Below are 24,746 nucleotides of genomic sequence, written 5' to 3'. Positions count from 1 at the left end.
GTAAAACGGCTAGCTAGTTTCCGTCCACAAACGACAACTTATTGATATTATTACGTGAATCTGAATTTTGCGCGGGTAAGGCCCGGCGGTTTCAGGTATACTTTGGGCTCATGCCACTGATTCCGAAGCACAATCTGCAACCGCCGGAGCCGACAATGCGCCAAGAACGCACCGTCCAAGCCAGTATATTCGATGTTTTCGCTACGCACGAGATCGGCCACGAACTGAAGGCGATGTCGCAGTGGCTGGACGAGCATCACGATCTGTTTGGCTTGGTGGGTCGGGATCTGGGTCGGCACGGTGTCAAGCCCACCGGACGGCAAGGGCTGCCGGCCGAGGCAGTGCTGCGTTGCGCATTGCTCAAGCAATACCGGCAGCTGAGCTACCAGGAACTGGCGTTCCATCTCGAGGACTCCGCATCGTTTCGGGCCTTTGCGCGTCTGCCGTGGTCATGGAGCCCGCAAAAGTCAGTGCTGCAAAAGACGATCAGCGCGATCCGACCCGAGACCTGGGAAGCGATCAATCGGGCGCTGCTGTCGAGCGCTCGGCAGGCGAAGCTGGAGGACGGCACGGTCGTGCGGCTGGACAGTACAGTGACCTCAGCACTCATACACGAACCGAGCGACAGCAGCCTGCTGTGGGATGCCGTGCGGGTCATGGTGCGCCTGCTGAAGAAGGCAGATACCTTGGTCGGCGCCGGCCTGGCATGGCGCGATCATTGCCGCGCGGCCAAGAAGCGTGCCCGCAAAATCCAGTTCACACGCGGTCAGCCCAATCGGGCCCGGCTCTACCGTGAGCTGATCGCGATCGCCCGCGCGACCTTGGCATATCTGAAGCAGGCAACCGAGCGACTGGGCGTGGCGAGCAATCCGCTCGTCCAACTCTGGCAGGCCCAGGTTTGCCGCTATCGACCGCTGATCGAACGCATCATCAAACAGAGCGAGCGGCGAGTACTGGCGGGAGAGAAGCTGCCGGCGGGCGAGAAGCTGGTAAGCCTGTTCGAACCCCATGCCGATATCATCGTCAAAGGTAGCCGCGAGACCGAATACGGCCACAAGCTCAACCTGACCACCGGCAGAAGCGGCATGATCCTCGATCTCGTGATCGAGGCGGGTAATCCGCCCGACAGCGAGCGGCTGCTGCCAATGCTGGAGCGCCACATCGCCGTCTATGGACACGCGCCGCGGCAGGCGGCGGCCGACGGCGGCTTTGCCAGTCGCGGCAACCTGGCCACAGCCAAGACCTGGGGCGTTCGCGACATGGCATTCCACAAAAAGCTGGCCTCAAGGTCGAGGACATGGTCAGAAGCAATTGGGTCTATCGCAAGCTGCGCAACTTCCGCGCCGGTATCGAAGCCGGAATATCATGCCTCAAGCGTGCCTACGGCTTGGCACGCTGCACCTGGCGGGGCCTTGACCACTTCAAGACCTACGTCTGGTCCTCCGTTGTGGCTTACAACCTCGTCCTCTTCACCCGCCTCAAACCGACCTGAACTCCGACTAGCTTTTGGAATTACGCCGTCGCTACCAATGCCGGCCTTCATGGCGTACGCCTCAGCGCCGCCAACTGTATACTGTCCAACAACAAGCGCCCATGATCCTGTCGGTCGCCCTAAACTACTCTCTCCTCCAAGCACAAGCCCTTGTAAACGCGCCGAAATACGTATGTTTGTGGACGGAAACTAGCTAATGAGCTTTAATCGGATGGCCTTGGCGACCAACTGCGTGCGATTAACGCAATCGAGCTTCCGGATCGCGTTGGTCATATAGGCGTTGACCGTGTGATCGGAGAGGGAAAGAATTTGGCCGATCTCGACTGAAGTTTTGCCCTGCGCCGTCCAGCGAACCACTTCCAGCTCCCTGGCGGAAAGCATATGCGGCACGGAACCGTCGTTGCGCTTGATGCAATTGTAGGTGTCGAGCCCTTGCAGCATGATCATGGTGAGCTCGTTGAGCTCGCTCTGCCCAAGACTGCTGCGATTGCCCATGAACCAGAAGACGAGGCGCTGTCCGTCAGAGGAATTGATGGGAATGACGATGCCCATCGTACAATTGTGGTTGGTGAAGAGTGTGCGCAGCTCGCGCGGCAGGTCCATGTCCTGGACGGCGCCCTTTTCCAGCAGGTGCCACGGGCGCGGCATGACAGAGTCCCGCGCACGCATCAACATGGAGCAGCGGCGGAGCAACTGGTAACGATCGAAATCACGCAGAAACTGCGGCGGCAGCGAGCCTTCGACGACAAGCGGCGCCAGCATGGAATCTTCCGAAGCCGGAGCGTTCATGAGGGCTACGTGGCTGAAACCGAAAGCGGAACTCGCACGCTCCAAAGCCTGTGCAAAAGCCGTCTGTGTGCGGGCCGTTGCCAACTCGGCGGAAAGCAATAATTGTCTCTCGGCGGTGATGATATAGGACATTTGGATATAGGCGCCCATAGCGTGTTATCGGTATCAAATACCGGATTTCCGGGCGAATGCTAGAGACAAATTTGCGACACCATTCAGAAATAATTCCATTTTCATATGTCTTAATATGGTAAAGTTCTGATTTGTATTACTTTTCCGAAAAGTGACATTTTCGAGCAAAAATCTTGCTGCCTTGACTTCTCCACTGCTGCACAGGTGTGAGCGTCGCTCACGTCCGGAAATGACAGGCGGCAATGTCGGCCGATCGGCCATGGGCGAGGGCCGACGGACGGCCATCAAGGCTTGCCTTGCGAAGGTCAAAAGCGATTGCTATCGGTCTTTCATAGCAATCGCTTCCAGGCTTCTAGTTTATGATCTTCCGTTTGTTCCAGCAGCATGTCGCTCGGCGTTGCCAGAAGGCCTTGTGGCTCCTGACGACCGTTTTGCTTCTGTTGCCTTCCTTCACGCCTGCTGAGGCTGCCGGCGCTGGCGCCGGGCAATCCATGGACTTCATTCTGGTGCATGGTGACATGGCCCGGTGCCGCGCCAATAATAACTGCCCGGACTGGATCTCCGCCGAAGGGCAGATCATGGCGGATTCGCCGAAGAAATTGCAAAGGCTGCTGAAACGCCTCGGCGGCAGGAAATTGCCGATCATCGTCAGCTCGCCGGGCGGCGATGTCCGGGCGGCCATGGAGATGGCCTACGTCATTCGTAAGCAGAAACTTGCGATTGCTGTCGGCAGGACGCGTTCGCGCGATTGCTCCTATGCCGAGCCGATCTGTTCGGCTGCCCGCGCAAAGGATGGCTCCATCAGGGGCGAGACTTTTTCCCTCGGCGCCATCTGCTTTTCGGCGTGCCCGCTGTTTTTTGCCGGCGGCACCGAGCGTGTCTCCAGCCCCTTCGCGCTCCTTGGCGTTCATCAGATCACCACCACCTACAGCGAGGTGCGCGTCCAATACCGCACGGAATATGAATTGGTGAATGGCAAGCGAAAGGTCCTGTCCACACGGGAGGTGGGGCGCAAATTCGTCGGCAAGCACGATACGACCAAGCTCGATCGGAAACAGACGGCGAGGCTCGTCGGTTTTCTGAATGAGATGGGCGTTGATAAATCGCTTGTCGGCCTGATGCTCGGCACTCGGCCGAGTTCGATCCATCTCATCGCGCAGATGGATGCACTGAAGCTGCGATTGACGACGGAGCTTGCCGCTGCCGACCAACTCGTTGCCGCAAGGGACTGTAAGAGCAACCAATCGATTGCGGAGTGTGCTGCCCCGCCCGCCGCCTCGAGTGCCCCGGCAGCCGTCGGCGAATAACCGCGCTTTTAGGCCTCAGGCGTCCTTGCCTTTGGCCTTTGCCATGATCTTTTCGAGATAGCCGAGCAGAAGCGCAGAGACGACGAAGGCGAGGTGCATGATCGTCAGCCACATCAGTTTGCCGTTCTCATATTGGGTGGCATTGAGAAATATCTGCAGCAAGTGGATCGACGAAATGGCGACGATGGAAGAAGCGACCTTGATCTTCAGGCTGCCGGAATCGAGCTTGCCGAGGAAAGAGACTTCGTCGTCGGCCTCGTCGAAGCGGCTGACGAAATTTTCGTAGCCGGAAATCATCACCATGACGATGAGGCTGGCCACCAGTGCGGCATCGATCAGGCCGAGAATGGCGAGAATCATATCCGCCTCGTCATACTCAAAGACGCCGGCGGCGACCTTCAGGAATTTGTAGCCGAACGAGACGCCATAGATGGCGAGCGCAGCCGCAAGGCCGAGATAGAAGACCACCAGAATCCAACGGCTGGAGAGAATGATGCGCTCGACCAGTAGTTCCAGGGACTTCATGCCTTATCCTTTTCCATTCGCTTTACAGCTCGTCCGCGAAAATAGGTCTGTCAGTGCTTTGCTGCAAGGCAGCATGGTTTCGGAAAGGACTGCAATCTGCGGCTATTCACAGTCGATATTTATTGGGCTATCCCGGCAGGGTGAATGCCTCCATGTTCAGGGCGGGAACGGGTGTTATGACAGCGGTGAAATCCGATATAGAAATCGCGCGCGCCGCGAAGAAATTGCCGATCGTCGAGATCGGCGCCAAGCTCGGCATTCCCGCCGAAGATCTCGCGCCTTACGGGCATGACAAGGCGAAGATCGGAGCGAAGTTCATTGCCTCGAAGGCGGGCAACAAGGACGGCAAGCTGATCCTCGTCACCGCCATCAATCCGACGCCGGCCGGCGAGGGGAAGACAACGACGACCGTTGGCCTCGGCGACGGCCTCAACCGCATCGGCAAGAAGGCGATCGTCTGCGTGCGTGAGGCCTCGCTCGGACCTTGCTTCGGCGTGAAGGGCGGCGCGGCGGGCGGCGGCTATGCGCAGGTCATCCCTATGGAAGACATCAACCTGCATTTTACCGGCGATTTCCACGCCGTCACTGCGGCGCACAATCTTTTGGCGGCGCTGATCGACAATCATATCTATTGGGGCAACGAACAGAATATCGATGTTCGCCGCATCACCTGGCGCCGCGCCATGGACATGAACGACCGGGCGCTGCGCGATGTCGTCACCTCGCTCGGTGGCGTGGCTAATGGTTTCCCGCGCGAGAGCGGTTTCGATATCACCGTCGCCTCCGAAGTCATGGCGATCCTCTGCCTGGCTTCCGATCTGACGGATCTGGAAAAGCGGCTCGGCAACATCATCATCGGTTACCGCCGCGACCGTACGCCGGTCTATGCCCGCGACCTCAAGGCGGATGGGGCAATGTCGGTACTGCTCAAGGACGCGATGCAGCCGAACCTGGTACAGACGCTGGAGAACAATCCGGCCTTGGTGCATGGCGGCCCCTTCGCCAACATCGCCCATGGCTGCAATTCGGTAATCGCCACGCGCATGGCGCTGAAGCTCGGCGACTATGTCGTGACCGAAGCGGGCTTCGGCGCCGATCTCGGTGCGGAAAAATTCTTCGATATCAAGTGCCGCAAGGCCGGCCTTTCTCCGGATGCGGCCGTTATCGTCGCAACGGTGCGGGCACTGAAAATGAATGGCGGTGTCAAGAGGGATGATCTCGGGCAGGAGAATGTCGCAGCCCTGGTGAAGGGCTGCGCCAATCTCGGGCGGCACGTCGCCAATGTCCGCAAATTCGGCGTGCCGGTTGTCGTTGCCATCAATCATTTCATCTCGGATACGGATGCGGAGATCGAGGCGCTGAAGAATTATGTGGCGCGTCTCGGCGCCGAGGCTATCCTCTGCCGCCACTGGGCCGAGGGATCGGCGGGGATCGAAGAGCTTGCCTATAAGGTGGTCGAGCTTGCCGAATCCGGCCAGGCGAAATTCCAGCCGCTCTATCCCGACAATCTCTCCCTGCTTGAAAAGATCGAGATCGTCGCCTCGAAAATCTATCACGCCGGCGAGGTGACCGCAGACAAGGCCGTGCGCGATCAATTGCGCTCTTGGGAGGATCAGGGCTATGGTCATCTGCCGGTCTGCATGGCGAAGACGCAATATTCCTTCTCAACGGACCCGAACGTCCGCGGCGCGCCGGAGGGTCATATCGTGCCCGTCCGCGAAGTGCGTCTCTCCGCCGGCGCCGGCTTCGTCGTCGTTATCACCGGCGAGATCATGACCATGCCGGGCCTGCCAAAATCACCGGCAGCAGAACGGATTTTCCTCAATGATCAGGGGTATATCGAGGGATTGTTTTAAGTTCTGATTCCAGTGCAACTGCGTCCGCGAATCCGCGGCCGTCTCAAGCCTGAGATTTAGTGGCAGTATCTGAACTCGCCGTTCCTTTTCAGCACGTCCAGATGGAAATGGGTCTCGTGCGCGGCGTCGCTGTCCGGGTCCAGGACGGTTCTGAAGTAGAGGCAGGCGGAGGCGCTGGCGCTGCGCTGGAACGCACCTGTCAGCGTCGGGTCTTCGTGGCGGGGCTCGATGCCGACGGTCTTCCCGTTTTCGAAAGTGAAGCTGGCGATGTCGATGGCATTGCCGCGTGCATGTTCCGAAATCTTGCCGGTGGTAGCGTTGTTGCGCAGGCGGCAGATATAGGTCGAGGCCTGGTTGATCTCGGTAATCCGGCCATTGTCCTTCAGCGCGGTTGCGGCAGCGGGGATCACGCTTTCCTTCATCCAGTGGGCTAGCGCCAGGGCGGCCTCGCAGCGCAGTGTGCCTTCCGGTTTCATCTTGATGCCCGGCAATGGTTCGGAGAGGGCAATCGGCTTGTCGATGCCGCAGCCGTTGCCATCATCGATGCGGGGAATGTCCTTGAATACCGCACCCATGGCGCTCAATTCTCTAAGACAGGCCTGATGCTCTTCGTCCGATTCCGCTGCGATGGTCAGCGGTGGCTTTGGCGGCCCCTGCATTTCCTTCGCGGGTGGTTCAGTCTCGGAGGCATCCGGTTTTTGAGCCGGTATCGGCAGGTCGCTGGGCGCCTGGGTTTGTTCGCTATCCGGCTTGGGCTGCGGCATCGGGCCGGTCTCGGGGAGGGAGGCGGCCGTCAACATGGCGACGGCGGTGGTGACGGAGATGATCCGGAACAGCATCAAGTATTTCACCCATTTCTAATGGCAACGCCGGGAGAAACGCTCGATGCAGCGATTTCGTTGCAATTCAGCAACTTTATTGGTTTGCATTAAAACATGATAATTTTATTCATGATTATTCTGGCTAAATATATTGACAATTATAGTCATGTTTTTTATGCGGCAGAAAGAAGGCGGAAATTGCTCCGCTTCGTTAACTAAAATGAACCCAGCCAGCCCCTTGCGTGCGTCAGAAGCACCAACCAGCCAGCCCGGTGAAGCAATTCGAAAGGAATGGTTATGGTTGTCCGGCGATCCCGCTCGGTTCTCTTGGCATGCACGGCGTTTCTGGCCTTTGGGCTCGGCACAGCCTCTTATGCGCAGACGGCAAATCAAAATGATACGACCACGGGCGAAGCGGCGGCGAAGAGCGATCGCGGAACGGAGCTGAAGCCGATCGTAGTCAAGGGGAAAGCGTCGAAAGACGTGCTCGCCGACTCGCCGACGACCACCGAGACGACAGCTCAGGAGATCGACGACAATCAGATCACCCGTATCGAGGACCTCGGCCGCAGTACTGCGGTCGGCGTCGGCTTCGACCGCACCAGCGGCAGCATCAATATTCGCGGCCTGGAAGACGACCGCGTGTTGACGACGATCGACGGCATCGAAGTCCCGTTCTTGCTCGACGGCGCGCGTGATGCGGATGGCGGCGTCAACAGTTTCGACTTCAACACGCTTTCGACAGTCGACATCGTACGGGGCTCCGATTCCAGCCGCGCTGGTTCCGGTGCCCTTGGCGGCGCTTTCGTGCTGCGCACGCTGGAGCCGGAAGACCTGATCGGCGCCAACGCCACCTGGGGCGGCGTCTTCAAACTCGGCTATAATGGCGACGACCGCAGCCTCGGCGGGTCAGCCGCCGTTGCCAAGCGCATCGACAATACCGCTGTCCTTTTCGAGGCCGGATATACGCACGGACATGAGCTGGAAAACAACGGCGACGTTGGCGGCTATTCCACCAAGCGCACTGAAGCCGATCCGGCCGACTACAACCAGCGCAACGGCCTCTTCAAGATCCGCCAATACACCGATGTCGGCACCTTCGGCATCACGGCGGAGCATTTCAATAAGGACACAGACACCGATTGGCGCAGCAAGCAGAGCCCGACCGGCAACTTCCGCCCCGGCAACTATGATGAGACCGACAATATCGAACGCAACCGCGTTTCGCTCGACTACAAATACGAAGCTGACAGCAAGGATTCTCTGATCGATACCGCCAATGCGGTTTTCTACTGGCAGAATTTGCTGCGCGAAAACGGCGCCGAAGGGTATCGCTATACCTCCGTCATCGGCGATTATTGGCGCCGCAACGAGGTCGAAGATCGCAGCATCGGCTTCAACGGCAATGCCTCGAAGTCCTTCGACACCGGTAGCCTGCATCACAACGTCACCTTCGGCCTCGACGTCGCCTTCACCAAGACGCATCAGTATTCAGCCGGTGGCGATAGCTGCAATCTTCCCCGTTGGCGCGCTACTTGCGCATTCCTGCACACCAACCAGTCTGATATGCCGGATGTTGATGGCAAGCGCGTCGGCGCCTTCGTCGACGACAAGATCGAGATCGGTTCCAGCGGCTTCTCTTTGACGCCGGGCCTGCGCTTCGACTGGTATGACTATTCGCCAAAGAATACCGACGCCTATCGCGACAGCGCCAACTATACCAGCCTGCCATCCGGACAGTCCGATACCCGCTTCTCGCCGAAGCTGCGCGCCGCGTATCAGCCGCAGGACAATATCGAGCTTTATGCGCAATGGGCCATGGGTTTCCGTGCGCCGAATGTTAGCGAACTCTACCTGAACTATGGCGTCCCCGGCGGCTATGTCAGCTACGGTAATCCCGATCTGAAGCCGGAAACCAGCAATGGCGTCGAAATCGGCGCGAATCTCGGCGACGACGATTTCGGCGGCCATATCGGCGGGTTCTATAACAAGTACAAGAACTTCATCGACAGCGAGACTTCCGTTGATCCGACGGGCACTTATCCGCTGGGGATCACCGAGTATTTCAACCGCGCCAATGTCCGCATCTTCGGCATCGAGGTCAATGCGCACAAGAAGTTCGACAACGGCATCCATATCAAGGGTGCGCTCGCCTATGCCAATGGCAAGGACTCCGACACTGGCGAATGGCTCGACTCCGTCGCTCCGGCCAAGGCTGCCTTCACCGTCGGCTATGCCACCGAGATCTGGGGAACCGACTTGACCTTCATCACGGCGACGAGCGAACCGAAGAAGGATGGCGACAGCTTCCGCACGCCGGGCTACGGCATCTTCGATCTGACGGGATGGTGGGAGCCGGAGCAGGTGAAGGGCCTGACACTGCGCGCCGGCGTCTACAACATCTTCAACAAGACTTATTACGACGCACTCAATGTCGCTTCGACCAGCCTGACCCAGCCGCACGAATTCTATTCGGAACCGGGCCGGACCTTCAAGCTGACGCTGACGCAGAAGTTCTAAGTGACCTCATCGTGATGGCAGAAAGGGCGGTGCTTCGGCATCGCCCTTTTCCTATTTTCTGGCCTTCGTGCTGTCCGTATTGCCGGTCGACTGGTCAGGCCTGATCGGCGAGCAGCGCTCTTACCTTGTCTACATCCGACGATGTCGCGGGATTGTAGACCACCATGCCGAGATCGGGCCTGCCGTCGACCGTAAAACTTGAATATTCGAGGGCGATCGGACCGGCGGTCGGATGATGCAGATGTTTGGTGCCTTCGCCATAGCTGCGCACGTCGTTGTCGCGCCACATCGCCTCGAATTCCGGGCTTCGGCGGCTAAGATCCTCGACCAGGCCTTTGACGTTTTCGGCGGCTCCGGCCCGGGCCACCTCAGTGCGGAACGCTGCCACGATGAAGCGGGCATCGGCCTCCCATTCCGGCATGGCGTTGCGCACACGGGAGCTGGAGAAAACGAGACGCAGAATGTTGCGTTCTTCCGGCGGGATATCGCCATAGTTGGCGAGCACGACCGAAGCAGCACGGTTCCAGGCAATGATATCCCAGGTGGAATTCTTCACAAGCGCCGGGCTGAGCTCCAGCGAGTCCAGCACGCGTTGAAGCCGTGGTGTCACACCTTCTGCCGGCTGATAGCGCACTTCGGGCGGGCGGCCGAGGGCAAGGAGGAAGAGGTGCTCGCGCTCGACATTTGTCAGCATCAGGGCGCGGGTGATCCGGTCCAGTACATCGGCCGAGGGCGCGCCGCCGCGGCCTTGTTCGAGCCATGTGTACCATGTCGCGCTGATATTGGCGCGCTGTGCCACTTCCTCGCGCCGCAGCCCGGCCGTTCGTCTGCGCCCCGGCGGAAGGCCAAAAGCGGTCGGATCGAGCTTGGTGCGGCGATCCCGGAGGTAGGTTCCAAGCGGGTTGTGGTCTGCGGCCGGCATGTTCGTCCTGTTAGTCATTATACCCGTATAAGGTCACTACTTTACCCTGATAATTGATCCGTGGATAGTGTTCTCAGTTTGAACCTGGAGAATTTCCCATGCGTGTTTTTGTTACCGGCGCGACCGGTTTCGTAGGGTCCGCTGTTGTTGCTGAATTGATCGATGCCGGCCATCGGGTACTCGGTCTCACCCGCTCTGAGGCCGGTGCCAAATCTCTTGTCGCCGCAGGTGCCGAAGTGCATCGAGGCGATCTTGAAGATCTGGAAAGCCTGCGCAACGGCGCGGCCGCTTCGGATGGCGTGATCCATACTGGTTTCAATCACGACTTCTCGAAAATTGCGGAAAATTGCGAGATGGACAGGCGCGTTATTGAGGCACTCGGCTCGGCGCTGGCGGGTTCCGACCGCCGCCTGATCGTTACCTCCGGGACCGGGCTGCTTTCGCCGGGTCGTCTCGCGACCGAAGACCAGATTCCGGAATTCGGTCCCGCTTCGTTTCCTCGCGTCGCTTCCGAGCAGGCGGTTTTGTCGATTGCCGCGAAAGGGGTGCGTGCATCAGCGATGCGGCTTCCTCCCTCGGTCCACGGCGTCGGCGATCATGGTTTTGTTCCGATCCTCATCCGCATCGCTCGAGAGAAAGGTGTTTCCGCCTATATCGGCGAAGGGCAGAACCTCTGGCCGGCAGTGCATCGGCTCGACGCCGCCCGTCTCTACCGGCTTGCGCTTGAGACGGAGGCCGGGGCCGCCCGATACCACGGCGTCGCCGAAGAGGGCGTACCGTTCCGGGAGATCGCCGGCGTGATCGGCCGCCGCCTGAACCTGCCGGTCGTCGGCAAGACGCAGGAGGAGGCCGCAGAGCACTTCGGCTGGTTCGCACATTTTGCCGGACTCGATTGCCCGGCCTCCAGCCAAAGGACGCGGGAATTGCTGGGATGGCTGCCGGAGCAGCCCGGCCTCCTTCAGGACATCGATCGCGACGAATATTTCGCAGCCTGAGCAATTGGACGAAGCCGGGCGCATGCTCAGCTTCGTCGTCCCGAACATCGGATTGCCTATAAACGCCGCGCGATTGTCTATCACAGCGTTCAATGCTATCAAGGCAGCGCAACCTATTGAGAGAGGAGGACCGCATGATGACGTTTGTCTGGCGTAATCGCCAGTTCGGTCCGACTCATGCCCTGCAAATGCGTTTGCAGGGCTGATCAGAGGCTGTCTCTCACTCATTTCCTCCTGGTCTGCCCCTGTTGGGTAATGCGGCGCTGAATTTTTGCGTTCAAGCGACCGTATCACGACATCTACCGAGCAACTTCAGCATCACATGGCGATAAGGCGCCTGTTGCTGGCTTGCTTGGTCGGACCGGAAGAAGACCATGACTCTGATCAATCTCCGCAATTTCGGCATCACCCTGGGTGTGCCGCTTATCTCCAGTCTGAATTTCACCGTCAGCGCCGGCGACCGCATCGGCCTCGTTGCCGCAAATGGCCGGGGGAAATCCACCCTGCTCAATTGCATCGCCGGCAGGCTTGAACCGACGGTGGGCGACATCACCCGTTCGCGCGGCCTTCGGGTTGGATATGTCGAACAGAATGTGCCCGCCGATCTGGCTGACATGTCTTTCCACGATGCGGTACTTCGCGCTCTGCCGGCCGAACAAGCCGAGAGCGAGGGCTGGCGCGTCGACGTCGCTCTGGATTCGCTCGACGTCCCGCAGGCGCTGCGGGAGAGGGCGCTTGCCAATCTCAGCGGTGGTTGGCAGCGGCTTGCCATGCTCGCCCGTGTCTGGGTAACCGAGCCAGACATCCTGCTGCTGGACGAGCCGACCAACCATCTCGATCTCGCCAAGATCGCGCTGCTCGAAGAGTGGTTGAACGCTCTGCCACGCGATGTGCCGGTTCTGATATCGAGCCACGACCGCGCCTTTCTCGATGCCGTCACCAACCGCACCCTGTTCCTGCGTCAGGAACAATCGGCGGCCTACGCCTTGCCCTATGGCCCGGCGCGGGCAGTGTTGGACGAGGCCGACGCCTCGGATGAGCGGCGTTACCAGAAGGACATGAAGACGGCACAGCAACTGCGCAAGCAGGCGGCCAAGCTCAACAATCTCGGCATCAATTCCGGCAGCGATCTGTTGACGGTGAAGACGAAGCAGCTCAAGGCACGCGCCGAGCGGCTGGAGGATGCAGCTCGGCCGGGCCATCAGGAGCGTTCGTCCGGTGCAATCAAGCTCGCCAATCGCGGCATTCAGGCCAAGATATTGGTGACGCTGGACGATGCGTCCGTCGAGACGCCGGATGGCACATTGCTGTTCAAGACCGGCAAACGTTGGATCTGCCAGGGCGATCGCATCGTCCTGCTTGGCCACAATGGGGCGGGAAAGACCCGGCTCATCGAGATGATCCGCAGGGCCATTGCCGATCAGAGCGCACCGGTAGCGATCAAGGCAACGCCTTCGCTGGCGCTAGGCTATAGCGATCAGGCGCTCTCCAATCTCGATCCGGACGATACGCCGCTCGGGGTCATTACGCGGCTGTTCGAACTCGGCGAACAGCGGGCGCGAACGCTGCTTGCTGGTGCGGGCATGGGGGTCGACATGTAGGGCCGCGCCATTGGCAGGCTTTCGGGCGGTCAGAAGGCGCGATTGTCGATGCTGGTGCTCAGACTCACCAATCCGAACTTCTACCTGCTCGACGAGCCGACCAACCATCTCGATATCGATGGGCAGGAGGCGCTGGAAGGTGAGCTGATGGCGCAGGAGGCAAGTTGCCTGCTTGTTTCTCACGATCGCAGCTTCGTGCGCGCCGTCGGCAATCGCTTTTGGCTTATAGACCGAAAACGGTTGATCGAAGTCGATGGACCGGAGGGGTTTTTCGCAGCGGCGGGACGGCAGATTTAAAAGGCGAGGGCAGAGGCGAACATCGTTTCTGCCCGTTCCCTGAGATTGCGGCTTGCGCATCACCTCATCTCACGCTAACAATTCCCGCCATGAACATGTCCTTGAACAACATCGCAGTTTGGTGGTGGGCACGCTGAAGCGGCCTCGACCAATCGTGTTCAAAGACGACGAGTGAGCCGCCCGAAAATTCGAGGCGGCTTTTTTGTTATAAAGGCCGCCTGTCATCCGGGCCCGACAACGGAGTGAGGAACAATGGTAACGATCCTTCGGGATGATGGTGCGGAAATCTACGAGACGAAGGGCGGGATCACCGTCACCCGGCAGCGCCGGCCGACGCCTTATGCGGATGCGGTTTCGTCCTATATCGACAAGCTCGACGAGCGCCGCGGCGCGGTGTTTTCGTCGAACTACGAATATCCCGGCCGCTACACCCGTTGGGATACCGCCATCGTTGATCCGCCGCTTGGTCTTTCCTGCAATGGACGCAATGTCTGGATGGAAGCTTATAACGAGCGGGGCGAGGTCATTCTCGGCTTCATCGCCGAGAAGCTGAAGACCGTTTCCGAGGTCGTGCTTGGCGCCTCAACGCCGCGCCGGCTCGATCTGACGGTAAAGATGCCGGATCGTGTCTTCACCGAGGAAGAGCGCTCGAAGATGCCGACCGTCTTCACGGTGCTGCGCGCCGTGACCGATCTCTTCTACTCGCAGGCCGACGCCAGCATCGGCTTCTACGGCGCCTTCGGCTACGATCTCGCTTTCCAGTTTGATGCGATCGATCTGAAGCTCAAGCGTCCCGACGATCAGCGCGACATGGTGCTTTATCTGCCGGACGAAATCCTGGTGGTCGACAACTACTCCGCCAAGGCCTGGATCGATCGTTACGATTTCGCCAACGGCGGCGTCTCCACCGAAGGCAAGTCCGGCGACATCGCTGCCGAGCCGTTCCGTCAGACGAGCACCATTCCCCCGAAGAGCGATCATCGCCCCGGCGAATATGCCGAGCTGGTGGTCAAGGCGAAGGAAAGTTTCCGCAAGGGCGATCTCTTCGAAGTCGTTCCGGGCCAGAAGTTCATGGAACGCTGCGAGAGCAAGCCCTCCGATATTTCCAAGCGGCTGAAGGCGATCAATCCGTCTCCCTATTCCTTCTTCATCAATCTCGGCAATCAGGAATATCTCGTCGGCGCTTCGCCGGAAATGTTCGTCCGCGTCTCAGGCCGCCGCATCGAAACCTGCCCGATCTCCGGCACGATCAAGCGCGGCGACGATCCGATCGCCGACAGCGAGCAGATCCTGAAGCTTTTGAATTCCAAGAAGGACGAGTCCGAGCTGACCATGTGCTCGGACGTCGACCGTAACGACAAGAGCCGCGTCTGCGAGCCAGGCTCGGTGAAGGTCATCGGCCGCCGGCAGATCGAGATGTATTCGCGGTTGATCCACACGGTCGACCATATCGAGGGCCGCCTGCGCGACGATATGGATGCTTTTGACGGGTTCCTCAGCCACGCCTGGGCCGTCACCGTCACCGGCGCACCGAAGCTGTGGGCGATGCGCTTTATCGAGAACCATGAAAAGAGCCCGCGCGCATGGTATGGCGGCGCGATCGGCATGGTCGGCTTCAACGGCGACATGAATACCGGCCTGACGCTGCGCACCGTGCGCATCAAGGACGGCATTGCCGAGGTTCGCGCTGGCGCTACATTGCTGAACGACTCGATCCCGGAAGAAGAAGAAGCAGAAACCGAACTGAAGGCCTCCGCCATGTTGTCCGCCATCCGTGATGCCAAGGCTGCGAATTCCGGCAAGCAGCAGCGTGATGTCGCTTCCGTCGGTAAGGGCGTGAAGATCCTGCTCGTCGACCATGAAGACAGCTTCGTGCACACGCTGGCGAATTACTTCCGCCAGACGGGTGCGACGGTTTCGACCGTGCGTACGCCCGTGCCGGAAGAGGTCTTCGACCGGCTTGATCCGGATCTCGTCGTGCTGTCGCCAGGTCCCGGTAACCCGAAGGATTTCGATTGCAAGGCGACCATCAAGAAGGCGAGGGCGCGCAATCTGCCGATCTTCGGCGTCTGCCTGGGCTTGCAGGCGCTTGCCGAAGCCTATGGCGGCGAGCTACGCCATCTGGCGATCCCGATGCATGGCAAGCCCTCACGCATCCGCGTGTTGGAGCCCGGTCTGGTTTTCTCTGGCCTCGGCCGTGAGGTGACCGTCGGGCGCTATCATTCGATCTTTGCCGATCCGTCCAGCTTGCCGCGTGACTTCATGATCACGGCCGAAAGCGAGGACGGCACGATCATGGGCATCGAGCATGTGAAGGAGCCGATCGCGGCCGTGCAGTTCCATCCGGAATCGATCATGACGCTCGGCGGCGATGCCGGCATGCGGATGATCGAGAACGTCGTCGCTCATCTGGCGCGGCGGGCAAAAACCAAGGCTGCGTGACGCAAAATCGCAGCCACTGATGCTTGAACAAACCCGTGCACACGAAAAAAGTGCATGGGGATGTTTTTTGCCTTGAAAGAGGCCAACAAGCCCTGAAGACATTCAATGTCGGTAGGGGCTTACGGTCGGTGATTTCAAAGATATTCAAACGCGTTCTGATCGCGATACTTGCGCTTGTCGTGATCGTCGTCCTCGGCATCGTGGTGCCGCGTCCGCTCTGGCATGATGGGCCGGCGGTGCCGGAGCGCTCGCGTCGCATCCTCGTGCTCAGCAATCCCATTCACACGGATATCGCCATTCCCGTCGATGCCGATCTCTTGAGCCGCTTTGCGTTCCTGCGGACAGCCGGGCTCGATCTCGACAACCCGAACCTGCACTACCTCATTTTCGGCTGGGGCGGCAGGAGTTTCTATACCGAGACGCGGACCTGGGCGGATCTGAAGACAGGGCCGGTGCTGAAGAGCTTTACCTTGGATCGGTCTGTCATTCATGCGGAACTGGCCGGTGAGATACCCGAAAGTGCGCCCGGTGTGACCGTGCTCAACATCGATGACGGCGGGCTTAAGCGATTGCAGCAATTCATCCTGGGCAGTCTCGTGCAGGCGGATAGCGGGCCGGTGTCCTTGCCGGGTAGCAACTACAGCGAGAATGATGCATTCTTCGAGGCGCGGGGATATTTCAATGCGCTGATGGGGTGCAATACGTGGACGGCGGCGGGGTTGAGGCAAGCGGGATTAACCTCGGGCCTATGGACGGCGCTGCCCTGGATGTTGCGGCTGTCGCTCAGCCTGCATAATGATCGCGATCGTTTCGCGTCCACTAAGATGGATTAGCGCTGATCAAGGCTGCTCGGAAGTGTCCTGATCGTCCCGCCAGCACTCCTCGAAAATCAACTTTTCGAGCGGCAGGCGGTCGCGCCATCCCTTCACCGCAAGCTCAGGCATGTCGTAGAGTTCGTCGACGTAACCGATGCACAGCCATGCGACGATTTTGACGTGCTCCGGTATGTTCAGGATGTTCTTGATCGCGTTCTCGTGAAAAATGCTAACCCAGCCGACCCCGACACCTTCGGCGCGGGCGGCAAGCCAGAGATTTTGAACGGCGCAGACCGTCGAATAGACATCCGTTGCGGGATTATGCGTCCGCCCGAGCACAACGGGGCCGCCGCGCCGCGTATCGCAGGTGATACAGATACTGAGCGGCGCCTTGCGGATGCCTTCGAGTTTCAGCCGCTGATATTGCGCGCGGCGATCGCCTTCGAACATCCGGCAGGCTTCTTCGTTCGCCTGGTTGAAAGCCCGCCACACGCGGTCCCGCGTCTCCGGCTGCCGGATCAGGATGAAGTTCCACGGCTGCATGAAACCGACGGACGGCGCGCGATGGGCTGCCTCGAGCAGCCGTCTCACTAGATCTTCGGGCAGGGGATCAGACCGGAACTGATCGCGGACGTCGCGGCGGGTTTCGATGGCGCGGTAGACGGCGGCGCGTTCCTCCTCCGAAAATGCGCAAGCCGCTATCAGATGATCCGCTTCCTTTGGCGACACATCGGCGAGCGAAGCGGCGTTGTGCGAATGAGAGGGTTCATCAAGAGCGGGCATGTTCCACCGTGGATTTGGAGGGAGCGGCGACGTTTCGTGGCGGAATGCCGTTCGCTGGGGCTTAATGGGTTGCTGTATAGCTCAGTGCGCGCTCGCACGGGAAGGTGCCATCATGATTTTCACAGGCAAGCATAGGATCGGCCGGCAATCGTCCTTGCCGCTCGACTTTGTTTAAGCGGGCCATTTGGGATAAATTGTGATGCGCGAGGCCCGAGCCGTCCTTTGACAAATGGTGTATTCTGCATCATATGAGCCTCAATAAGCCGCCTGCGCGATTTTCGCGCGGGCGGTTTTGCATTTGAATGGCGCGGTTTTTGCAATTCGTTCGCATATGCAGGGCGCGCATCCGCATTGGAGAAACGCATGAACGGACAGGGCAACCAGACGATACGGCGGCTGGCCCTCTGGGGCATTCCGCTATCGCTAGGCGTCATGGCGCTGAAGATGGTCGCTTGGTGGGTCACGGGCTCCGTCGCGCTGTTGTCGGACGGTCTGGAGTCCTTCGTCAATGTCGTGGCCGCTTTCATCGCTTTCTTCGTCATCCGCTATGCGCAGAAGCCGGCGGATCATGACCATCCCTTCGGCCACCATAAGGCGGAATATCTCTCGGCCGTCACCGAGGGTGCGATGATCGTCGTCGCTGCGCTGATGATCGTGCAGGAGGCTGTGGGGCACTTGAGCAATCCGCAACCGCTGCAGGCGCCTGTCCTCGGTCTTGCCGTCAACTTTGCCGCCGGTATCATCAATGCCCTGTGGGCACTGACGTTGATCCGCGCCGGGCACGAACATCGCTCGCCGGCGCTGACAGCGGATGGGCAGCACATCATGTCCGATGTCTATACATCGGTTGGCGTGCTCATCGGCCTGCTGCTGGCGCTTGGCACCGGCTACCCGATCTTCGACCCGGTGCTTGCAATTCTCGTCGCCGTCAACATTCTCTACCAAGGCTGGAAAGTCATCTCCAATTCCATCGACGGACTGATGGACAAGGCTGTCCTGCCCGAAGAGGAAGTGGTGATCAAGGAGGCGATCGCGACGCATGCCAACGGCTCTCTCGGCGTGCATGATCTGAAGACGCGCCGGGCGGGTGCCGTCACTTTCGTCGACTTCCACCTAGTCGTGCCAGCGGCGATGCCGGTCCGCGAGGCCCATCGCATTTGCGACCGCCTTGAAGACGCCATACGGGCGATCCATGCGGGCGCGGAAATAACCATTCACGTGGAGCCCGAGGGCGAGAAGGCCCATGGCATCCGCGTTAAAGTGATCAAGGAGACCTAAGATGCCTACAACGGATGTTTCCGGCCTGTCGATGCTCGGCAGCCAGACCGAAACGGCCGCGAACCCCGAAGCTGCCGTTCTCGAAAAAGTGCCGTCCGGCCATGCCGGCACGGACTATGTCGTGCGTTTCACCGCCCCGGAATTCACCTCGCTCTGCCCGATGACCGGACAGCCGGATTTTGCTCATATCGTCATCGACTATGTGCCCAACGAATGGCTGGTGGAATCGAAGTCGCTGAAGCTCTTCCTGCATTCCTTCCGCAACCACGGCGCCTTCCATGAGGATTGCTCGATCTACATCGCCAAGCGGCTGGTCGAACTGCTGGAGCCGAAGTGGCTGCGCATCGGTGCCTATTGGTACCCGCGCGGCGGTATTCCGATCGATGTATTCTGGCAGACGGGCAAGCCGCCGGAGGGCGTGTGGCTGCCGGATCAGGGCGTTCAGCCCTATCGCGGGCGTGGCTGAAATTGAAAAAGCCGCCATCCGAAGGGAAGGCGGCTTTTGTCATTAGAGGCGATCGGTATTACGCGAATGAGCTGTCGTCGCCGCCATTGTCCGACGAATCATCGTAGTCGTCGTCCTGATCGTTCGAGGCGTAGTCGACATTGGTCTGATCATTGTCGTTCTGATCGTTCTTGTCGTCGTTGCCGAAATAGTTGTTGTTGATGATCGTTTCCTGAACCGGCTGTTCGGCTGCGTTGGCGGAAGTCCCGCCGAAAAGGCCGCCAAGGCCCGAGCCTGCGGCGGTGCCGCCGAGATGCGGGCTGAACAGGCTGGAGAGCGATTCCGCCAGCATCACGCCGCCGGCAACGCCTGCCGCCGTGCCAAGGGCGCCGCGCAGGAAGCTGCCGCCCGCGGAGGGAGCGCCGGCCTGCGGGTTCCAGGGACCGGTCGGCTGTTGCTGGCCGCCCCATGGGCCCGGCTGCGGAGCGTTGCGGGCATAATCGTCATAGAGGCGGCCCTGCTGCTGCGGGGCTTGCGGGGCAGGGGCGCGCTGCTGCTGGTTGCCGCCGAACAGCGAGCCGAGGCCGCCGAGGAAGCTGCCGCTCTGGGCCTGCGGGTGAGTGTCGGCGCTTTGCTGTTCCAGCTCGTGCACGCGTGCTTCGAGCTGCTGGATACGGTCGGCCGCAGCCTTCATGCCCTGTTCCTGTATGAGCACGGCTTGCGCAAGGAAATAGGGCGCATAGGGCTGCTCGCGAACCGATTGATTGATGAAGGCTTCCGCATCGGCATCGCGCTGGGTGCTCGCCGTAGTGCGGACGCGATCGAAGAGGGAAGCGAGCATTTGACGTTCTTCAGGCGACATGATGGCCTCCTTGGCGATCTGTTGCTGCAAATTCCGGGCGCGATTCTCGTCGCGCCCACCTGACGTAGGATGGAATTCCGGCTTTTTCAAAGCCTCTTCAAGTTACAATTCGGTAATCCGCAACCATAACGCCATGCTTTCCCTGGCTATTCACGCCTTGCCTTTTTCCGGCATTGTTTTACGCATGGAGTCGCATTATGTGCGGTAGGATACATCTGCTGGAGACTTGCGAATGAACGACGAAGACGAACAGGAAGAAAAGACGAAAGAGCTGCCCTTGGGCAAGGACGCGGAGGCGAATCTTTTCAAATCGCGCTCGATCTTCATCTATGGCGGCATTACGCAGGAACTGGCGCAGAAGGTCTGCTCGCAGCTCGTGGCACTCGCGGCCGCCAGCGATGAGGATATCCGTATCTACGTGAATTCGCCCGGCGGCCACGTCGAATCCGGCGATTCCATTCACGATATGATCAAGTTCATCAAGCCGAAGGTCTGGATGATCGGTTCCGGCTGGGTCGCTTCCGCGGGTGCACTGATTTACGTCGCCGCCCCCAAGGAGCGCCGCATCTGCCTGCCGAACACCCGCTTCCTGCTGCACCAACCGTCCGGCGGTACCCGCGGCATGGCCTCCGACATCGAAATTCAGGCTCGCGAGATCATCAAGATGAACGAGCGCCTGAACAAGATCTTCTCGGAAGCCACCGGCCAGCCGGTCGAGCGCATCGCCAAGGACACGGACCGCGACTACTGGCTGTCTGCGGAAGAGGCCAAGGCTTATGGCCTGGTTTCGCGGATCGTGACGTCGCAGGCCGAGATTTGATCTGACGGCTCTTTGCTCAGTCAAAGCGCCCTCGTTTGCCCAAAGGCAGGCGAGGGCGCTTTTGTGTTGGCGCTATTTCTCGTCCCGCGATACCAGCGGCGCGCCGGGTAAATAAAGCGAAATCGGCCTGATCTCATAGACTGCCGTCGGATTGACGCGTCGGAGGTCGCGCGCGGCTGCGACCGCTGCCTCTAGCGTTGGAAAATCCACGACATAGAAGCCCAGCAATTGCTCCTTGGTTTCAGCAAAGGGGCCGTCCGTGACGATGCCGGCACCCTTGCCCCGCAGCGTCACGGCGCGTTCGGTCGGGCCAAGCCGCGCGGCCGGTCCCAGAGACTTTTCCTGAACGAGGCGATCATTCACCTGGAGGAGTTCGGTCATCAACGCCGCATCCTCCTCCTCGGTCCAGGATTCGACCACTCCCTCTTCGTGATAGGCCAGGATAGCGTAATACATGAATCGTTCCCCCTTTACGCATCTATCGATTTCAGCCGACTGAAATTCAGAAACCTAGATGCGTTTGACTACACAAGTTTGATGTTTCGTGCGCAATACCTATTCAAGCTCTTCTGCCAATCGAGGGGCGCTCTCTGGCCCGGATTGCCCTGGCGAAAATCGCCGCAATCCGTCCGCTCGAAATGCGGCTGCCCCCGTGCGTTGCCTGACACGGCTGCATTCTTTCGTCAAACTGCACTTGCACGACCGCCGCTTGTGATGCTCCATGCGCTTTCCACCGCATCCACGAGTCTCCAGCCGCCGTCATGCTCAAAGATTTTTCCGCCCAAAGCCTGTTCATGGGCTGCCTTACCGCCTTTGTCGGCTTTGCCAGCTCCTTCGCGGTCGTGCTGCATGGGTTGCAGGCGGTCGGCGCCACGGATGCGCAGGCCGCGTCCGGGCTGACGGCCCTGTCGATCGCGATGGGGCTCTGCGCCATCGTGCTCAGCCTGGCAACAAGGCTGCCGGTCAGCATTGCCTGGTCGACGCCGGGGGCAGCACTTCTGGCGAGTGCGGGCGCCATCGAGGGCGGCTTTCCGGTGGCGGTCGGCGCCTTTTTGATCTGTGCGGTGCTGATCGTGATTGCTGGCCTGTTCCGGCCGCTCGGGCACGCCGTCGCAGCTATTCCGGCGGCGCTGGCGAACGCCATGCTTGCCGGCGTCCTGCTCGGGCTTTGCTTTGCGCCTGTGAAGGCCATCGCCTTCGATCCAGTGCTTGGCCTGCCCATCATCATCGCCTGGATCGTGGTTGGGGCCTTCAAACGGCTTTGGGCCGTTCCGGCGGCGCTTGCCGCTTTTGCGCTGGTGCTGGCTTTCGGCGTGAAGGTGCCCGATGGAGCGCTGGCATCGCTTGAGCATTCGCTGATGCCGAGCCTCGAACTGGTGAAGCCGACCTTCACGGTCGCCGGCCTCGTCTCCATCGCGCTGCCGCTTTTCATCGTCACCATGGCGTCGCAGAATATTCCGGGCATCGCGGTGCTGAAGGTCCACCACTATGATCCGAAGCCCGGCCCGCTCTTTGCCGTGACCGGCCTGTTTTCGCTGTTGAGCGCACCCTTCGGCGGCCATGCCGTCAATCTTGCCGCGATCACCGCCGCCATGTGCGCCGGGCAGGACGCCCATGCCGATCCAAAGCGGCGCTATTGGGCGGCAATCACCGCGGGGGTCGTCTACATCATCCTCGGATTGCTGGCAGGCGCCGTTACCGCCTTCGTGGCACTGGCGCCGCCGATCCTGATCGAAGCTGTCGCCGGCCTGGCGCTGGTCGGCGCTTTGTCCAACTCTGCCATGAATGCTTTTCAAAAGGCGGAATCGCGCGAGGCGGCCGCGATCACCTTCCTCGTCACGGCATCAGGCGTTTCCTTCGGGGGCATCTCGGGCGCCTTCTGGGGGCTGATCGCCGGCGGATTGATGATGGCGCTGTCGCATGGGGTGCAAGTGCTCAAACGGTGAGTAAGGGGTTGCTTCTTTTTTATGGCGCGGCTATAAGCGCGACCATGAAGACGACTGGCGCAAAGATTTCCGAACAGATTGCACGTGGGCGCGTTGCCCTGCGTGACAATACGCGCGCCCTTACTTCGCTTCTTCTTCTCGGCCTTACGCGCGGTTGCCGGGTCCTTTGAGGAGCGCTCGGCGGCCGTAGAGCCCGCCCGGCCATTTGCTCCTCGCGACATATCCCCAAAATCGACAGGATACCCCGTAGCGGGTCCGTATTTGTCATCGCCAAGCCGCGTACGATCGGCTAAGACGCGGGGCAAATGACGGGAAAGGAAGAGACGAAACATGGACGCGAACAGCCATTCCCCCAAAGGCATGCCCGAGGCAGCGGTGAAATACCGCGCTTACCCGCAGATCAATATTCCCGATCGAACCTGGCCTTCGAAAACCATCACCAAGGCGCCGATCTGGTGCTCCGTCGATTTGCGCGACGGCAACCAGGCGCTGGTCGATCCGATGGGCCACGACCGCAAGGCCCGCATGTTCCATCTGTTGCTGGAGATGGGCTTCAAGGAAATCGAGATCGGTTTCCCGTCGGCATCGCAGACCGATTTTGATTTCGCCCGCTGGTGCATCGAGCACGGCAATGTGCCGGCCGACGTGTCGCTGCAGGTTCTCGTGCAGTGCCGCCCGGAGCTGATCACCCGCACCTTCGAGGCGCTGGAAGGCGCCAATAAGCCGATCGTGCATTTCTACAATTCTACCAGCGAATTGCAGCGCCGCGTGGTGTTCGCCAAGGATGTGAAGGGCATCAAGGAGATCGCGGTCGATGCGGCCAAGATGATCACCGACATGGCGGCCAAAGCGGGCGGGGGCTATCGCTTCGAATACTCACCGGAAAGCTTTACCGGCACCGAGCTGGAGGTAGCGCTGGAAATTTGCAACGCCGTCATCGAGGTGGTGAAGCCGACGCCGGACAACAAGCTGATTATCAACCTGCCGTCGACCGTCGAAATGGCAACACCGAACATCTATGCCGACCAGATCGAGTGGATGTGCCGCAATCTCGACAATCGCGAAAACCTGATCATTTCGCTGCATCCGCACAATGACCGCGGCACTGGTATTGCCGCTGCCGAACTGGCCTTGATGGCCGGCGCCGACCGTGTTGAAGGTACGCTGTTCGGCAATGGCGAGCGCACCGGCAATGTCGATGTCGTCACCATGGCGCTGAACATGTTCACGCAGGGCGTCGATCCCGAGCTCGATTGCTCGAACATCGAGCGCATGAAGGAAGTCTTCGAATATTCCAATCAGATGGCGATCAGCGAGCGTCACCCTTATGTCGGCGAGCTGGTCTACACCGCCTTTTCCGGCTCGCACCAGGATGCGATCAACAAGGGCATGAAGGCGGCGAAGGTCGCCAACCATCCGGTTTGGGAAGTGCCGTATCTGCCGATTGATCCGCAGGATGTCGGCCGTACCTACGAGGCGATTATCCGCATCAACTCGCAGTCGGGCAAGGGCGGCATCGCCTATATCCTGCAACAGGATTACGGGCTCAACCTGCCGCGCAATCTGCAGGTGGAATATCGCGAGGAGATCCAGCGCATCACCGATGAAGAGGGCAAGGAGCTGCCGTCGAGGCGCATCTACGATCACTTCATCGAACGTTACGTGACGCAGTCCGACGCTCGCATCCGCTTCGTCGATCACCACACCTTCGCCGATCCCGCGCATAAGGGCGAGCGTATCGTCGCGGCGGAGATCACCGACAATGGCGAGGTGAAGCGCATCGAAGGCCGCGGCAACGGCCCGATCGACGGCTTCATCAATGCCCTCTCGATCTATCTCGGCATTCCGATGTCGGTCGAGGATTATTCCGAGCATTCGCTGCAGCACGGCTCCAATGCCGCGGCAATCTCCTATGTCGAGACCTCCTATCCCGGCGGCAAGCTCTTCGGTGCAGGGATCAATACCAACATCGTCGCCGCTTCTCTCGAGGCGATCGTCTCGGCGGCGAACCGCGTGCTCGATATTCAGGCGAAAAAGGGCTGACTTTCAGCCGTTAGTAAGCGCCGTGAAGACAAAATCCCCTCGATATGGTCGAGGG

At 59.9% G+C, this 24,746-nt stretch carries 18 protein-coding genes and 2 pseudogenes; 13 read left to right on the top strand and 7 right to left on the bottom strand.

Annotated features, from left to right (window positions below):
- Positions 1 to 155: 155 nt before the first annotated feature.
- Positions 156 to 1,492: pseudogene (locus tag QA648_RS10415) on the top strand (ISNCY family transposase).
- Positions 1,493 to 1,681: 189 nt separating this feature from the next.
- On the opposite strand, the gene QA648_RS10410 reads toward QA648_RS10415, so the two are convergent.
- Positions 1,682 to 2,413: a LuxR C-terminal-related transcriptional regulator gene (locus QA648_RS10410; RefSeq protein WP_104825163.1), complete on the bottom strand. Its 732-nt coding sequence runs from the start codon at positions 2,411 to 2,413 to the stop codon at positions 1,682 to 1,684.
- A gap of 359 nt (positions 2,414 to 2,772) precedes the next feature.
- Here QA648_RS10410 and QA648_RS10405 point away from each other — a divergent pair, with 359 nt between their 5' ends.
- Complete coding sequence (locus QA648_RS10405; RefSeq protein ID WP_283046720.1) at positions 2,773 to 3,720, top strand: hypothetical protein; 948 nt, start codon at positions 2,773 to 2,775, stop codon at positions 3,718 to 3,720.
- A gap of 15 nt (positions 3,721 to 3,735) precedes the next feature.
- Here the strand turns inward: QA648_RS10405 and QA648_RS10400 are convergent, their stop codons facing one another.
- A complete protein-coding gene (locus QA648_RS10400; RefSeq protein ID WP_104823794.1) occupies positions 3,736 to 4,245 on the bottom strand; it encodes a TIGR00645 family protein in 510 nt (169 codons plus the stop codon).
- Between the two features lie 176 nt (positions 4,246 to 4,421).
- On the opposite strand from QA648_RS10400, the gene QA648_RS10395 reads away from it, so the two are divergent.
- Positions 4,422 to 6,101 carry a formate--tetrahydrofolate ligase gene (locus tag QA648_RS10395; RefSeq protein WP_283046717.1) on the top strand — a complete coding sequence of 560 codons (1,680 nt, stop codon included), beginning with the start codon at positions 4,422 to 4,424 and terminating at the stop codon, positions 6,099 to 6,101.
- 56 nt (positions 6,102 to 6,157) lie between these two features.
- On the opposite strand, the gene QA648_RS10390 is transcribed toward QA648_RS10395, so the two are convergent.
- On the bottom strand, positions 6,158 to 6,940 hold the full coding sequence (locus tag QA648_RS10390) for an extensin family protein (RefSeq protein ID WP_283046715.1): 783 nt from the start codon (positions 6,938 to 6,940) through the stop codon (positions 6,158 to 6,160).
- Positions 6,941 to 7,219: 279 nt separating this feature from the next.
- On the opposite strand from QA648_RS10390, the gene QA648_RS10385 reads away from it, so the two are divergent.
- Positions 7,220 to 9,442: a TonB-dependent hemoglobin/transferrin/lactoferrin family receptor gene (locus QA648_RS10385; protein ID WP_283046713.1), complete on the top strand. Its 2,223-nt coding sequence runs from the start codon at positions 7,220 to 7,222 to the stop codon at positions 9,440 to 9,442.
- Between the two features lie 94 nt (positions 9,443 to 9,536).
- Here QA648_RS10385 and QA648_RS10380 read toward each other — a convergent pair whose 3' ends face one another.
- Positions 9,537 to 10,364 carry a helix-turn-helix transcriptional regulator gene (locus QA648_RS10380; protein ID WP_283046711.1) on the bottom strand — a complete coding sequence of 276 codons (828 nt, stop codon included), beginning with the start codon at positions 10,362 to 10,364 and terminating at the stop codon, positions 9,537 to 9,539.
- A 98-nt stretch (positions 10,365 to 10,462) separates the two neighbouring features.
- Here QA648_RS10380 and QA648_RS10375 point away from each other — a divergent pair, with 98 nt between their 5' ends.
- The 4 genes and pseudogenes from QA648_RS10375 (at position 10,463) to QA648_RS10360 (ending at position 16,532) form a co-directional block, all read left to right on the top strand.
- Positions 10,463 to 11,359 (top strand): SDR family oxidoreductase, encoded by an 897-nt coding sequence (locus tag QA648_RS10375; RefSeq protein WP_283046709.1) that lies wholly within the window; start codon positions 10,463 to 10,465, stop codon positions 11,357 to 11,359.
- A 374-nt stretch (positions 11,360 to 11,733) separates the two neighbouring features.
- Positions 11,734 to 13,257, top strand: a pseudogene (locus QA648_RS10370) (ABC-F family ATP-binding cassette domain-containing protein).
- Positions 13,258 to 13,509: 252 nt separating this feature from the next.
- A complete protein-coding gene (locus tag QA648_RS10365; protein ID WP_283046707.1) occupies positions 13,510 to 15,699 on the top strand; it encodes an anthranilate synthase in 2,190 nt (729 codons plus the stop codon).
- Between the two features lie 128 nt (positions 15,700 to 15,827).
- Complete coding sequence (locus QA648_RS10360) at positions 15,828 to 16,532, top strand: TIGR02117 family protein (protein WP_311319432.1); 705 nt, start codon at positions 15,828 to 15,830, stop codon at positions 16,530 to 16,532.
- Positions 16,533 to 16,538: 6 nt separating this feature from the next.
- Here QA648_RS10360 and bluB read toward each other — a convergent pair whose 3' ends face one another.
- Positions 16,539 to 17,297 carry a 5,6-dimethylbenzimidazole synthase gene (bluB, locus tag QA648_RS10355; RefSeq protein ID WP_283046705.1) on the bottom strand — a complete coding sequence of 253 codons (759 nt, stop codon included), beginning with the start codon at positions 17,295 to 17,297 and terminating at the stop codon, positions 16,539 to 16,541.
- A 363-nt stretch (positions 17,298 to 17,660) separates the two neighbouring features.
- Here bluB and QA648_RS10350 point away from each other — a divergent pair, with 363 nt between their 5' ends.
- Both QA648_RS10350 and queF read left to right on the top strand, forming a co-directional pair.
- The gene (locus QA648_RS10350) at positions 17,661 to 18,575 is read left to right on the top strand and encodes a cation diffusion facilitator family transporter (RefSeq protein WP_283046703.1); all 915 of its coding nucleotides are present in this window, start codon (positions 17,661 to 17,663) and stop codon (positions 18,573 to 18,575) included.
- Between the two features lies 1 nt (position 18,576).
- A complete protein-coding gene (gene queF / locus QA648_RS10345; RefSeq protein WP_104823784.1) occupies positions 18,577 to 19,041 on the top strand; it encodes a preQ(1) synthase in 465 nt (154 codons plus the stop codon).
- 58 nt (positions 19,042 to 19,099) lie between these two features.
- On the opposite strand, the gene QA648_RS10340 is transcribed toward queF, so the two are convergent.
- A complete protein-coding gene (locus QA648_RS10340) occupies positions 19,100 to 19,882 on the bottom strand; it encodes a DUF2076 domain-containing protein (protein WP_283046701.1) in 783 nt (260 codons plus the stop codon).
- Positions 19,883 to 20,114: 232 nt separating this feature from the next.
- Between QA648_RS10340 and QA648_RS10335 the strand changes: the two genes are divergently transcribed.
- Positions 20,115 to 20,702, top strand: a complete 588-nt coding sequence (locus QA648_RS10335; protein WP_104823783.1) for an ATP-dependent Clp protease proteolytic subunit — start codon at positions 20,115 to 20,117, stop codon at positions 20,700 to 20,702.
- 72 nt (positions 20,703 to 20,774) lie between these two features.
- Here the strand turns inward: QA648_RS10335 and QA648_RS10330 are convergent, their stop codons facing one another.
- Positions 20,775 to 21,158, bottom strand: a complete 384-nt coding sequence (locus QA648_RS10330; protein ID WP_283046698.1) for a YciI family protein — start codon at positions 21,156 to 21,158, stop codon at positions 20,775 to 20,777.
- Between the two features lie 305 nt (positions 21,159 to 21,463).
- On the opposite strand from QA648_RS10330, the gene QA648_RS10325 reads away from it, so the two are divergent.
- The gene (locus tag QA648_RS10325) at positions 21,464 to 22,648 is read left to right on the top strand and encodes a benzoate/H(+) symporter BenE family transporter (RefSeq protein WP_283046696.1); all 1,185 of its coding nucleotides are present in this window, start codon (positions 21,464 to 21,466) and stop codon (positions 22,646 to 22,648) included.
- A gap of 330 nt (positions 22,649 to 22,978) precedes the next feature.
- On the top strand, positions 22,979 to 24,691 hold the full coding sequence (gene leuA / locus QA648_RS10320) for a 2-isopropylmalate synthase (protein ID WP_104823779.1): 1,713 nt from the start codon (positions 22,979 to 22,981) through the stop codon (positions 24,689 to 24,691).
- Positions 24,692 to 24,746 lie beyond the last annotated feature (55 nt).

It is taken from the genome of Rhizobium sp. CB3171, assembly GCF_029714265.1.
Lineage (GTDB): Bacteria > Pseudomonadota > Alphaproteobacteria > Rhizobiales > Rhizobiaceae > Rhizobium.
Note: the sequence above shows the minus strand (reverse complement) of the source record. Positions and strands in the feature narration are given on the sequence as shown.